This is a genomic window from Mycobacterium gallinarum (assembly GCF_010726765.1).
GTDB classification, from domain to species: Bacteria; Actinomycetota; Actinomycetes; order Mycobacteriales; family Mycobacteriaceae; genus Mycobacterium; species Mycobacterium gallinarum.
The window spans coordinates 3,698,608-3,711,284 of record NZ_AP022601.1; the positions used below are offsets into that span (position 1 = coordinate 3,698,608).

A 12,677-nucleotide genomic window follows, 5' to 3' on the forward strand; every position below is an offset into this window, starting at 1 on the left:
TGAGTCGGAGGCCGGTAGAAGGATGAGTGACGGCGACAACGCCACTCCTGGCCGTCATGGCCGGGGTGCCTCGTCGTCGCCGGACGACCAGTCCGACACCTATCAATGGCATACCCGAAGATCTCAGCCGATGCCAGGCGCCGCGCCGTGGGAGCGCGCACACGTGTCCGACGATGCCGATGCGCCAACCGAGGAGCCATCGCCGTCCTCCCCCGGTAACCACACCGACGGGGTGACGGTCGCCGACCTCATCGCCAAGCTCAACGGCGATGAGGCCGTCCCAGCGGAGCTGAAGCGACACCGGCCCGACCGCAGCACGCCTCCGCCGGCCGAACCGCCGCCGTCGCCGCCTACCGAGATCATCGATCCAGTGCCTGCGTACGGTCGGCACGAGCGGCCCCTCGGATCCGACATCGACCCTCACGAGGTCGCCGCCGAAGTTCCTGAGGCCGAGGACTACTACGACACCGAGATCATCCCGGCCATCGGGATCGACCTGCCGGATCTGACATCCACCCATCGGCACGGCCGCGTTCCGCCGTCTCATATCGGTTCTGGCCGCCGCCAAACCGATGAGCATCGGCCGTCTCGGGGCCGCCGCAGGTCGATGATCGTCGGGCGCGTGGTCACCGCCCTGATCGCCGTGCTCGCTCTTGCCCTCACCGGTGGGGCGTGGCAGTGGCAGTCGGCGAAGAACAACATGCTCAACCGGATCTCCGCGCTCGATCCCGATTCTCGCGACATCCTCGATCCGAACGCACAGTTCGGTGACGAGAACTTCTTGATCGTCGGCGTGGACAGCCGCATGGGCGAGAACGTCGACATGGGTGCAGGCACCACCGACGAGGCCGCAGGCGCGAGGTCGGACACGGTGATGCTGGTGAACATCCCCGCAAACCGTGAACGTGTTGTGGCGGTGTCGTTTCCGCGAGACCTCGCCATCGAGCCCATGCAGTGCGAGCCGTGGGATCCCAAAACCGGGGAATACGGCCCGATCACCGACCCCGAGTCGCCCATGTACGGGGCCGACAAGGTCTACACCGAGTACAAGCTGAATTCCGCGTACGCCGTCGGTGGACCGAAGTGCCTGGTGAAGGTCATTCAGAAGTTGTCTGGCCTATACGTAAACCGTTTCATGGCAGTGGATTTCGCGGGCTTCTCGAAGATGGTCGACGCTCTCGGCGGTGTCGAGGTGTGCAGCACCACCCCGCTCGAGGACTACGAGCTGGGGACCGTGCTGGCCAATGCCGGCCGCCAAACGGTGGACGGCCACACCGCACTTCAGTACGTGCGCGCACGCCAGATCACGACGGAAACCAACGGCGACTACGGCCGCATCAAGCGTCAGCAGCTCTTCCTGTCCTCGCTGTTGCGCTCGATGATCTCCAAGGAAGTGTTCTTCTCGCTGTCCAAGCTCAACAACGTCGTCAACATGTTCATCAACGACAGCTATGTCGACAACATGGACACCAAAGACCTGGTCACGCTGGGCCAATCGGTTCAGGGCATTGCCGCGGGCCGGATCACGTTCCTGACCGTGCCGACGACGGGGTACATGGACGAGTACGGCAACGAGCATCTTCGTGAAGACGACAACCGGGCCATTTTCGACGCGATCATCAACGACGATCCGCTGCCCGAGGAGAAGAACGCCGACAACACCCCGGTGCCCGGCACTCCCGAAAGCCAGACCGAGATACCCACTCAGGACGCCGCGGCACCGACCGAGCTCGTCGACACGATCACGACCGACCCGACCGACATCACGGTGCAGGTGTCGAATTCGACGGGCGAAGACGGGCTGGGTGCGACCGCTGCCGGCGAACTCCAAACGCATGGCTTCAACGTCATCACGCCCGACGATTACCCCGGTCCGCTGGACACCACAACGGTGTTCTTCTCCCCGGGCAACGAGCAAGCGGCGGCAACCGTTGCCGCGTCGTTCCCCAACTCGACCATCGAGCGCGCGACCAACCTCGGCGATGTCGTTCAGGTGGTGCTCGGCAACGACTTCTACTCGGTGGCTTCGCCGCCCTCGAGCGGATCTCCGGTGCAGGTCCAGGTCGTGCGCGGCACCGGAAGCACACCGACCAAGCTGCCCGAGGATCTGACCGTCACCAACGCCGCCGACACGACCTGCGAATAGTCCTGTCCGCGTAGCCTCGTCGGCTTTTTGGCATGCGCCATTCACCTGGCGTTCACCCTGCACGCCGTGACGTTCCGGCTGCTCAGACCGTAGGGTGGACGTATGCGAACCGCGTACCATGACCAGTTGGATCAGCTATCTGCGCAGCTCGGCGACATGTGCGGGCTGGCCGGCGCGGCGATGGAGCGTGCAACCCAAGCCCTGTTGCAGGCCGATCTCGTTATGGCCGAGCAGGTGATCAGCGACCATGAGCAAATCGTCGCGATGAGCACGCGCGCCGAGGAGGCCGCGTTCGTGCTGCTGGCGCTGCAGGCGCCGGTGGCAGGCGATCTGCGCTCTATTGTCACGGCGATCCAGATCGTCGCCGACGTCGATCGAATGGGCGCCCTGGCGCTGCACGTCGCCAAGATAGCCCGCCGCCGCCACCCCCAGCATGCGCTGCCCGAAGAGGTCAACGGCTACTTCGCCGAAATGGGCCGAGTGGCAGTCGAATTGGGTAATAGCGCTCAGGAGGTGCTCGTTACGCGCGATCCGGAGAAGGCAGCGCGGATCAGCGAAGAAGACGATGCGATGGATGATCTGCATCGCCACCTTTTCACCGTGCTGATGGACCGCGAGTGGAAATACGGCGTCACCGCCGCGGTCGATGTGACGCTGCTGTCCCGGTTTTACGAGCGCTTCGCCGATCACGCGGTCGAGATCGCCCGCCGGGTCATCTTCCAGGCCACCGGCAACCTCCCAGAAGAAGACCAGCTGGCGTCACGCTGAGGCCGTTCGCCTCAAAGCGCTTAACCGAAGCGGCCGGAGATATAGTCCTCGGTCGCCTTCTGCGTCGGATTGGAGAAGATCTTCTCGGTCACGTCGATCTCGATGAGACGACCCGGCTTGCCGGTGGCCTCGAGATTGAAGAATGCCGTCTGGTCACTGACGCGGGCGGCCTGTTGCATGTTGTGCGTCACGATGACGATTGTGTAGTCCTGCTTGAGCTCTGAGATCAGATCCTCGATCGCCAGCGTCGAAATCGGATCCAGCGCTGAGCATGGCTCGTCCATGAGCAGCACGTCCGGCTGCACTGCGATTGCGCGCGCGATGCACAGTCGCTGCTGCTGACCGCCAGACAGACCGCCGCCCGGCTTGTCCAGCCGGTCCTTGACCTCGTTCCAGAGGTTGGCACCCTTGAGCGAGCGCTCGGCGACCTCCTCGAGCGTCTTCTTGTTGCGCACACCCTGAAGCTTCAGACCGGCCACCACATTGTCGCGAATCGACATGGTGGGGAACGGATTCGGACGCTGGAACACCATGCCGATGGTCTTGCGGACGCTGACGGGATCGATGCCCGGAGCGTAGATGTCCTCACCGTCCAGCAGCACCGAGCCTTCGACCCGGGCACCGGGCAGGACCTCGTGCATGCGGTTGAGAGTGCGCAGCACCGTCGATTTTCCGCAGCCCGACGGGCCGATGAAGGCGGTGACACTACGCGGTGTGACGGACAATCCCACGTCGGCGACGGCGTGGAACGAACCGTAGTAGATGTTGAGGTCTTTGAGATCCAGCCGCTTGGCCATGAGGCTCCTAAACTCTGTTCCGCGTCAGGTATCGGTTGACGAATGCAGCACCGAGGTACAGCGCCGCGATGATCAGGATGAGGGTCAGCGCGGCACCCCAGACCCGAAGCGCGCCTGCCGCTTCCGGGTTCACCAGCTCGGTGTAGATCAGCAGTGGCAGCGACGCCATGTTGCCCTCGAGGGGATCCATGTTGATCGACCGGCTGTAGCCGACGAGCACCAGCACCGGAGCCGTCTCCCCCATGACCCTGGCAAGGGCCAACAGAATGCCGCTGATCATCCCGGGCAACGCGGTGGGCACAACGATGCGTGCAATCGTCTTCCATTTCGGAATGCCCAACGCGTACGACGCTTCTCGCAGCTCGTCGGGGACGAGTTTGAGCATCTCCTCGGTGTTGCGCACGACGACGGGAAGCATCAGCAACACCAATGCCAGCGAGACCGCGAACGCGCTCTGCTCGAATCCCAGGGTCGCGATCCACAGCGCGAAGATGAAGAGCGCGGCCACGATCGATGGCACACCAGCGAGGATGTCGACCATGAACGTGGTCACCTTGGCGAACCAGCCCCGGCCGTATTCGACCAGGTAAACCGCCGCCATGATGCCCAACGGCACGGAGAGCACCGCGGCGATCGCGGCCTGAATCACGGTGCCGTAGATAGCGTGATAAACACCGCCGGCCATCTCCTCGGGGAGCACGCCGGCAAGAGAGTGGCTCCACCACGTCGACGAAGTGATCGCAGCGATGCCCTTGGCCAGCACCGTGTAGATCAACCAGATCAACGGGATCATCGCGACCACGAACGATGCGGTGAAAAGCGTTGTCGCGAGGCGATTCTTGAACTTGCGACCAGTACTCACCGGGTGGAAGGTCGGGGCCTTCACCGGCTGGTCCAGTGTTGCCGTCATCCTCCGCTAACCCTTCCGCCGGCCGCGGCCCGGGCCAGTGCGTTGACGATGAAGGTCAGCGCGAAGAGCACGAAGCCTGCGGCGATGTAAGCCCCCGTGGGCAGTGGCGCGCTGAACTCCGCTGCTGCCGAGGCGATCTTGGACGCGAACGTGTAGCCACCGTCGAACAGCGACCAGTGGCCCGCCTGAGCTGCCGTCCGCAGGATGATCAGGATGGCAATCGTCTCACCGAGCGCCCGGCCCAAGCCCAACATCGACGCCGCGATCATGCCGCTGCGGCCGTAGGGAAAGACCGTCATCCGGATGACTTCCCACTTGGTCGCACCGAGGGCCTGTGCGGCCTCGACGTGGCCCCGTGGGGTGAGCGCAAAGACTTCGCGGGTGACCGAGGTGATGATCGGGAGAATCATCACGGCAAGAACTATTCCCGCGGTGAAAATCGTTCCGCCGCCAGCCAGTGACACGTTGCCCTGTGAGAACAGGAAGAACCAGCCGAGATTCTCGTTGAGGAAAGTCGCCACCGGGGTGAGCCACGGGGCCAGCACGAAAATGCCCCACAGACCGAAGACGATCGACGGCACCGCCGCCAACAGATCGACCAGCATTCCGAACGGTCGCGCCAACCGCTTCGGGGCATAGTTCGTCAAGAACGCGGCAATGCCGATCGCGATGGGCACGGCGATGATCAGGGCGAACACCGAGCTGAGCACCGTCACCATGAACAGGTCGCGGATGCCGAAGCGCAGGTTGGAAGAGTCGCTGGTGAGGAACTCCGTGCTGGTCAGGAAGTTCGCCTGGTTGGCTTGCAGCGACGGGATCGCCTTGACGATCAGGAACAGCGCCATCAGTGCGATCGCGCCGATGATGGTTGCGCCGGCGGCGACCGCGACGGACTTGAAGACGGTGTCGCCCCAACGTCCCTCGCCCTGCTTCAAAGCCGATCCCTTCCGATCCTTGGTTGGCTTCTCTGGAGTATGCCCAACCCGCTGTGGGCTCGTCGTGTTTGACGAACCCACAGCGGTCGAATCTGGTGTCACAGCCATGGATCGGAGTTGACTAGGTATTCGCGTTGATGGCGTCAACGGCCGTGGTCAGCCGCTCCTTGAAGGCTTCGGGAACGGGGATGTAGCCGTTCTCCTCGAGACCGGTCTGGCCGTTCCCCAGAGCCGAGTGCAGGAACGCCTTCACCGCCGTGGCAACCTCGGCATCGGGGTACTTCGAGCACACGATCTCGTAGGCCGCGAGCATGATCGGGTACGAACCGGGCTCGGTCGGCATGTAGAACGACGCGGTGTCGAGCACGAGGTCGTTGCCTTCGCCCTTGAACTTGACGCCGTCGATCGCCTTACCCGCCGACTCGGTGCTCAGCTCAACCGGCTCCGGCCCTGCGGAGGTGATGATCCTGGCGATCGACAGGTTCTGCGCCTTGGCGAACGACCATTCGTTGTAGGTGATGGAACCCGGGGTGCTCGCGATCGCTGCGGACGTGCCCTCGTTGCCCTTGGCTCCCTCGCCGACGCCGCCGGCGAAGGACTTGCCCGCACCCTTGCCCCACGCCCCGTCCGATGCCGCGTCCAGGTACTTCTGGAAGTTGTCCGTCGTACCGGACTCGTCACTGCGGAAGATCACGTTGATCGGCTCAGCCGGGAGGCTGGCGCCCTCGTTCAAGGCTTTGATCTCGGGGGCATCCCACGTCTTGACCGTGCCGTTGAAGATCTTGCCCAGAGTGGGTCCGTCGAGAACGAGGTTGTCGACGCCGGCGACGTTGTAGGTGACGGCGATGGGCCCGAAGACGGCGGGCAGATTCCACGCGTCGCTGCCGCCGCACCGCTCCTTGGCCTTCTCTACCTCGCCCTTTTCGGCACTGAGCGGCGAGTCGGAACCACCGAAGTCGGTTTGTCCACCGATGAACTCCGAGACACCGGCGCCCGAGCCGCTCGAGGTGTAGTTCAGCGTGAAGCCGGGGCAGTCCTTCTCGTAAGCATTGATGAAGCGCGTCATCGCATTGGCCTGCGCCGACGAGCCACTGGCCTTGAGCGATTCCTTGCCGCCGCAGTCACCGGCCGGTGTCGACCCACTGTCAGATCCCGATCCCGAAGACGTGTTGTCGTCGCTACCGCACGCCGACAGCAGCAAGGTTCCGGCGGCCAGCAGGCTCAGCGCGGCACCAGTTCGATTGGCCTTCACGAAGCTCCTTTGTGAAACAGGTAGACGCTGGCACGGGCCGACTGGCCCCCGCCGTGACACACGTCGCGTCAAGCAGACCGGTTGCTGCTCGGCTGAGAACCTAAGCGCACGTCGTTAATCACTTGCCTACGGATAGTGAACGGAAGATGAACCGGCAAGGGGCTCGAGGCGACATTTCCACTGGACGAGTTGACATACGATATTCATCTCAGTAGATATTGAGTCAATGTCTGTTGATGCAACTTCCGGCTTAACTCAACGTACGGCGGTTTTCGCCGCACTATCCGATCCCGCCAGACTGACGATCGTCGACCACCTGCTGAATGCCGATGCGTCCCCGTCAGAACTGCGTGCGATGTTGTCAGTGCCCTCCAACCTGCTCGCGCATCACCTCGCCGTACTCAAGAACGCGGGGGTCGTACGACAGACCCGGTCAGAAGCCGACGGGCGACGGACGTACCTCAGGCTCAACCATGCGGCGCTCGACGGTCTGCTGCCATCAGCCCACCATCGTGCTCGTCGCATCGTGTTCGTCTGCACCCACAACTCCGCCCGCAGCCAGCTTGCCGCCGCAATCTGGAACCGGCGCAGCGAATTACCCGCTACCTCAGCCGGCACTAATCCCGCGCCCCAAGTGCATCGCGGCGCAGTTGCCGCCGCAAAACGCTTCAACTTGTCGATGCGCGCGGTCAAGCCGCGCTATCTAGGTGACGTCCTGGCCATCGACGACCTGGTGATCGCGGTGTGCGACAACGCGCATGAGGAGCTTCCCGCTGAACTACCCCGCATCCACTGGTCGATCAGCGATCCGACCCGCACCGCGGCCGCGTCCGCATTCGATGGTGCGGTACGGGAACTCACCGCCCGAATCGACCGCTTGGTCCCCGATGTTCAGCCCGCCTAGTTCAGGAGAAGCCATGACCGACAACATCACTGAGATCACTGAGCTCACTGAGATCACTGAGCACCATCTCCGTAGCGATCTCTCCATCGACCAGCGTCTGGCGATGAAGACGGCGGCCGGCCAACTCCAGAGGGAATTCGACGGCGTGTTCGGGGTGGAAACCATCGAAAGGTTCCTGCACTCGTCCTATGACCAATTTGCCGGCCGGGCGACGGTGCCCCGTTTCCTTCCGTTGTTGGCCGAACGCTTTGCGCGGCAACGACTCCGCGCGCTCGCGCGGGCAGAGGGCAAATCGGGCGACGGAAAGCCGACCGTCCTGTTCCTGTGCACCCACAACGCCGGCCGGTCGCAGATGGCTTTGGGATTCTTCACTCACCTCGCCGGCGATCGGGCGGTCGCGTGGTCCGGGGGCTCCGAGCCAGGCGAGTTGGTCAACCCGGCAGCCGTCGAAGCCATGGCCGAGCGCGACATCGACATCTCGGGCGAATACCCCAAGCCGTGGACGGATGAAATCGTGAGGGCCGCGGACGTCATCATCACGATGGGCTGTGGCGACGCCTGCCCGATATTTCCGGGCCGCCGCTATGAGGAATGGATCCTCGAAGATCCACACGGACAAGACGTCGCCGCCGTACGTCCCATCCGTGACGAGATCGAGCGTCGGGTCCGAGCGCTGCTGACGGAACTCGAGGTGCCGGCTCGTGCGTGACCCTCTGCGCTACCCTGCCGGCGCATCCTCGCGGGGATGCGACCTCACGACAACTGTCGGATGACCTGTTGCAGTGGTTCCGAGGACGTTCCGATTTCACCGATGAATGGGTGTGAGAGTTCCGCGACGAGGAACAGGTTCACAGCCACCAAAATGCCCAGAATCGCAACCATCGTGTAGTGGGTGGCGGGTTTCTTGACATCGTAAATGATTGCGCAGGCCAGGAGCAGGCCGCTGGTCAGCCAGATGACCGCCCACAGCGACCAGGGCGGCCCATTATCAGTTTGCGCTTGCGCCAAGCGCTGTGTACGTGCCTGCCCGACGCTGTCGAGATTGCCGAAAGAGGTTGAAAGTATTGTCTTTTGCGCGTCGGTGCGTGCTTGAACTTCTTCATAGGCCGCATACAGTCGCGTAAAAGCCTCGTCCGCGTCAGGGTATGCGCCGCCCTGGGCGATTTCGCGCCACTCGACTAGCGCTGCCTGCTGGTATTCGAGCAGCGCCTTTCGAATCCGATCTTCATCAGGCTGGTCGAACACTGTGACAGTTCTGGCAAGCTGCACCCCCGCTGCCCCCTCGGTACGCGCTCTTCCGTCCGCGTCGCCGATCTGTCCCCACATGGCGGATACGACGAAGCCGAGGAAGAACGCGAACACGAATCCGACCACCCCGAAAGCAAACTTGATGACATCGTTGTGCTCTTCACCTTTGAGGCCGGGGAAACGACGGCGCACAAATACTTGAATGAGGATCGCTCCACCCGCGACGACGACAATGATTCCCAGCAACAACACCCACGACGAAAGGTTGGCCACCAGCCATTGACTAATCATTCGGCTCTCCTGCGACCGCCAGGCAATTCGGGCGGGCGCGGTTACCCGCTCGCTCTAGAGTTCTCTAGCTGGCGAACGTCTTGACTGTAGGAGTCGTTGCGATATTGGGTGCGCGAACGGGAATGACACGCCGGAGCGACGGGCTCTGCTGGCGGCACGAGGCGGATGGGACGCGCCAAAATCAGACCCTTCACTGCTGATATCGACTCCCAGCTCGACGAGAGACGCTACGGATTACTCAACGCACTTACGCTTCGGTGCTGGCAGCCGTCGATGGTTCCGCAGCCGCAGAGTGGTTGCCGCCGACACGCTTTCGCAGCGCAAGAGATACGTAAACGAGTGCGACCAGCACAGGCACTTCGATCAGCGGCCCGACCACCCCGGCCAGTGCCTGACCCGAGGTCGCGCCGTAGGTGGCGATGGCCACGGCGATAGCCAACTCGAAATTGTTTCCCGCGGCGGTGAACGCCAGCGTAGTGGTTCGTTCGTATCCGAGGTGCAGCAGCGCGCCCAACAGGTAGCCGCCTCCCCACATGATGGCGAAGTAAGCGAGCAGGGGCAGGGCGATCCGCGCTACGTCGAGGGGGCGGTTGGTGATCTGATCTCCTTGTAGCGCAAAGAGAATGACGATGGTGAACAGCAGTCCGTAGAGAGCCCACGGTCCGACCGCGGGCAGGAACTTGGATTCGTACCATTCGCGGCCCTTGACCTTCTCCCCGAGACGCCGGGATAGGTACCCGGCCAGTAGCGGTATGCCCAGAAAGATCAGGACAGACTTGGCGATCTGCCACGGCGACGTCGAGATGGTGGTCTGCTCCAACCCCAGCCATCCCGGCAACACCGACAGATAGAACCACCCCAGCACTGCGAACATCAGTACCTGGAATATCGAGTTGAGAGCGACGAGCACCGCGGCCGCTTCGCGGTCCCCGCACGCAAGGTCATTCCAAATGATCACCATCGCGATACAGCGAGCCAGGCCGACGATGATCAAACCGGTGCGGTACTCGGGCAAGTCCGGCAGTAGGAGCCACGCCAGCGCGAACATCAGTGCCGGACCGAACACCCAGTTGAGAAGTAGCGAGCTGATCAGCAGTCTGCGGTCGCCGGTGACAGCGTCGAGTCTGTCGTAGCGGACCTTGGCCAGCACCGGGTACATCATGATCAGCAGACCGAGCGCGATCGGCAGCGAGATGCCGTCGATCTGAACCTTGTCCAAGGCCGTGTTGAGTCCCGGAATCCAGCGGCCGAGCAGCAGGCCGGCGATCATCGCGATTCCGATCCAGACGGGGAGGAACCGGTCCAGCGTCGACAACTTCGCCACGACGGGCGGCGCCGTTGCGTGACGCTGTTGAACTTTGTCGGTCATGCCCGCACCACCGCCGCGTCGGCACTGACACTCAACAATGACGACAACGACCCGAGGACCTCGGGCACGACCGTGTAATACACCCAGGAAGCCCGCCGTTCGGACGTCAGCAACCCCGCATCTCGCAGCACCTTGAGGTGGTGCGAGATCGTCGGCTGCGACACCTTGAGTCCGGGCGAGATGTCGCACACGCACGCCTCGCCGCCGGCGTGGCTTGCCACAGAGCTCAGCAAGCGCAGCCGCACCGGGTCGGACAACGCCTTGAACTTCAACGCCATTTCCGTCGCTTGAGCCGTTGTCAGGGGTTCCCGTACCAACGGCTCGAGCACACAGCAGGCCTCCGAAGACGCTTCCTGATTCGACATATATCGATATTGACTGATATCGAATCAGTAGGCAAACCGACGCCCACCGCTAGCAGCAGGCAGTACTGGCCTTGGCTGGTTCTTCTTCTGCGTGTTCCTCGGCAGTACCGCACGAACACTCGTCTGCCGCTTCCGTGGCGCGCGGACTGCTTCCGAAAGTCTCGGAGTCTGCGAGCACGGTGTAGACCTCCCATCGCTCACCGCCCGGGCCGGACACCCAGACCTTGTCCTGCGTCGCGAAGCAACAGGTGGTGCCGATTTCTTCGTCGGTGAACAGCCCCTCACCGGACAGGCGGGCGATTTCTTCATGCACCCGGTCACTGGTCTCGACCTCGACGCCCAGGTGGTTGAGGGTGCCGCCGTGCCCCGGGTTCTCGATGAGGACGAGCTTGAGGGGAGGCTCGGCGATCGCGAAATTGGCGTAGCCGGGCTTGCGCTTGGCCGGTTGGGCGTTGAACAGCTTCGAGTAGAACGTCACCGCTTCGTCGAGGTCGTCGACGTTGAGGGCGAGCTGAGCTCGGGACATGGTACCTCCTGGAGTACGACATATATCAAACTACCGGACATCGCCAGCATGCCCACCTTTTTGATATATGTCAACACTGCTGGCAAGATGGACTCATGCCCAAGGCCTTGCCCGTGATCGACATGTCCGCCCCCGTGTGTTGCGCCCCGGTCGCCGCGGGTCCCGTCGACGACGCCGCAGCGCTCGAAGTAGCCCTACGGCTCAAGGCCCTCGCCGACCCCGCGCGAGTGAAGTTGATGGCGTTGTTGCTGAGCGCGCCGACCGGCGAACTGAACAGCGGGGATCTGGCAGATGCGGTGCTGCTGACCGAATCGACGGTGAGCCATCACCTGACACAACTACGCAAAGCGGGACTGGTCGAGTCGGATCGTCGGGGCATGAACGTTTATCACCGTGCGCGGCGCGACTCGCTGGTCGCGCTGTGCGCTGTCCTCGACCCGAGTTGCTGCAGCTAGCCGGGAGCAATCCGGTGCCAGTTGCGTCCTTTCGGGGTTACCGTCGTCAATACTGCGGGGCGCCCGTTCGGGTGCCGGAAGGACGGCGGTCATGAGCGCCGAGATGATGGAGACCGACTCTGCGGCTGCGCTGCAGCCGACCGAACAAATGTGGCGCGAGATGTTGCCGCAGCTGCGAAGGTTCGTGCGACGACGTATTGCGGACCCCGACCGAGCCGACGACCTCGTCGCCGAGATCCTGCTGCGCATCCACCAGAACGTGGCCTCACTCGACGATCGAGAGCTGCTGCCGAATTGGGTGTTTCGCATTGCGCGAAACGCGGTCATCGACGAGTACCGCCGGGCCGGCCGCAGTCGAGAACAGCTCACACCGACATTTCGGGACCACCTGATCGAGCCATTCACGGATCAGGACGAACCCACCGCGGTGCGTGAGCTTTCTGCGTGCCTACGGCCGCTGCTCAAGGGACTGTCGGCGGACCAACGTGAGGCGTTGGAGATGGTGGATCTGGCCGGGATGACCCAAGCCGCTGCCGCGCAGCAGGCGGGGGTCTCGCTGTCCGGAATGAAGTCCCGAGTACAGCGCGGCCGCCGGCGACTCGCCGAGCTGTTGGGGCAGTGCTGTGCGCTCACCCTCGACGGCCGCGGCGTGCCAATCGATTACGAGCCGGCACCGGGCTGCGGTTGCGCGAAGGACTGACCGCAGCCCGG

13 protein-coding genes and 1 pseudogene are annotated in these 12,677 nt (G+C 63.2%); 6 read left to right on the forward strand and 8 right to left on the reverse strand.

The window, feature by feature from the left end:
- Window positions 1-22: 22 nt before the first annotated feature.
- Together G6N42_RS18060 and phoU are read left to right on the forward strand one after the other, a co-directional pair.
- Window positions 23-2,146, forward strand: a complete 2,124-nt coding sequence (locus tag G6N42_RS18060; RefSeq protein ID WP_163730899.1) for an LCP family protein — start codon at window positions 23-25, stop codon at window positions 2,144-2,146.
- A 102-nt stretch (window positions 2,147-2,248) separates the two neighbouring features.
- On the forward strand, window positions 2,249-2,914 hold the full coding sequence (phoU, locus tag G6N42_RS18065; RefSeq protein WP_163730901.1) for a phosphate signaling complex protein PhoU: 666 nt from the start codon (window positions 2,249-2,251) through the stop codon (window positions 2,912-2,914).
- Window positions 2,915-2,934: 20 nt separating this feature from the next.
- Here phoU and pstB read toward each other — a convergent pair whose 3' ends face one another.
- Genes pstB through pstS form a run of 4 tightly spaced genes read right to left on the reverse strand, consistent with a single transcriptional unit; the run spans window position 2,935 to window position 6,808 of the window.
- The gene (gene pstB / locus G6N42_RS18070) at window positions 2,935-3,711 is read right to left on the reverse strand and encodes a phosphate ABC transporter ATP-binding protein PstB (protein ID WP_163730904.1); all 777 of its coding nucleotides are present in this window, start codon (window positions 3,709-3,711) and stop codon (window positions 2,935-2,937) included.
- Between the two features lie 7 nt (window positions 3,712-3,718).
- A complete protein-coding gene (gene pstA, locus G6N42_RS18075; protein WP_163730907.1) occupies window positions 3,719-4,621 on the reverse strand; it encodes a phosphate ABC transporter permease PstA in 903 nt (300 codons plus the stop codon).
- Window positions 4,618-5,664: a phosphate ABC transporter permease subunit PstC gene (gene pstC / locus G6N42_RS18080; RefSeq protein WP_163730911.1), complete on the reverse strand. Its 1,047-nt coding sequence runs from the start codon at window positions 5,662-5,664 to the stop codon at window positions 4,618-4,620. The genes pstA and pstC overlap by 4 nt, the downstream gene beginning before the upstream one ends.
- Before the next feature lie 13 nt (window positions 5,665-5,677).
- A complete protein-coding gene (gene pstS, locus G6N42_RS18085; protein ID WP_163730915.1) occupies window positions 5,678-6,808 on the reverse strand; it encodes a phosphate ABC transporter substrate-binding protein PstS in 1,131 nt (376 codons plus the stop codon).
- A gap of 226 nt (window positions 6,809-7,034) precedes the next feature.
- Here pstS and G6N42_RS18090 point away from each other — a divergent pair, with 226 nt between their 5' ends.
- Together G6N42_RS18090 and G6N42_RS18095 are read left to right on the forward strand one after the other, a co-directional pair.
- On the forward strand, window positions 7,035-7,712 hold the full coding sequence (locus tag G6N42_RS18090; RefSeq protein ID WP_163730919.1) for an arsenate reductase/protein-tyrosine-phosphatase family protein: 678 nt from the start codon (window positions 7,035-7,037) through the stop codon (window positions 7,710-7,712).
- A 13-nt stretch (window positions 7,713-7,725) separates the two neighbouring features.
- Window positions 7,726-8,421 (forward strand): arsenate reductase ArsC, encoded by a 696-nt coding sequence (locus G6N42_RS18095; RefSeq protein ID WP_163730922.1) that lies wholly within the window; start codon window positions 7,726-7,728, stop codon window positions 8,419-8,421.
- A gap of 44 nt (window positions 8,422-8,465) precedes the next feature.
- Here the strand turns inward: G6N42_RS18095 and G6N42_RS18100 are convergent, their stop codons facing one another.
- The 4 genes and pseudogenes from G6N42_RS18100 to G6N42_RS18115 form a co-directional block, all read right to left on the reverse strand.
- Window positions 8,466-9,251: a bestrophin-like domain gene (locus G6N42_RS18100; RefSeq protein ID WP_163730925.1), complete on the reverse strand. Its 786-nt coding sequence runs from the start codon at window positions 9,249-9,251 to the stop codon at window positions 8,466-8,468.
- Between the two features lie 271 nt (window positions 9,252-9,522).
- Window positions 9,523-10,620 (reverse strand): annotated as a pseudogene (arsB, locus tag G6N42_RS18105) (ACR3 family arsenite efflux transporter); the annotation flags it as partial.
- Complete coding sequence (locus G6N42_RS18110) at window positions 10,617-10,985, reverse strand: ArsR/SmtB family transcription factor (RefSeq protein ID WP_163730929.1); 369 nt, start codon at window positions 10,983-10,985, stop codon at window positions 10,617-10,619. The pseudogene arsB and the gene G6N42_RS18110, both read right to left, overlap by 4 nt.
- 49 nt (window positions 10,986-11,034) lie before the next feature.
- Window positions 11,035-11,511 (reverse strand): ArsI/CadI family heavy metal resistance metalloenzyme, encoded by a 477-nt coding sequence (locus G6N42_RS18115; RefSeq protein ID WP_163730932.1) that lies wholly within the window; start codon window positions 11,509-11,511, stop codon window positions 11,035-11,037.
- Window positions 11,512-11,606: 95 nt separating this feature from the next.
- Between G6N42_RS18115 and G6N42_RS18120 the strand changes: the two genes are divergently transcribed.
- Together G6N42_RS18120 and G6N42_RS18125 are read left to right on the forward strand one after the other, a co-directional pair.
- Window positions 11,607-11,966, forward strand: a complete 360-nt coding sequence (locus tag G6N42_RS18120) for an Rv2640c family ArsR-like transcriptional regulator (RefSeq protein ID WP_163730937.1) — start codon at window positions 11,607-11,609, stop codon at window positions 11,964-11,966.
- 91 nt (window positions 11,967-12,057) lie between these two features.
- On the forward strand, window positions 12,058-12,666 hold the full coding sequence (locus tag G6N42_RS18125; RefSeq protein ID WP_163730940.1) for a sigma-70 family RNA polymerase sigma factor: 609 nt from the start codon (window positions 12,058-12,060) through the stop codon (window positions 12,664-12,666).
- Window positions 12,667-12,677: the final 11 nt, after the last annotated feature.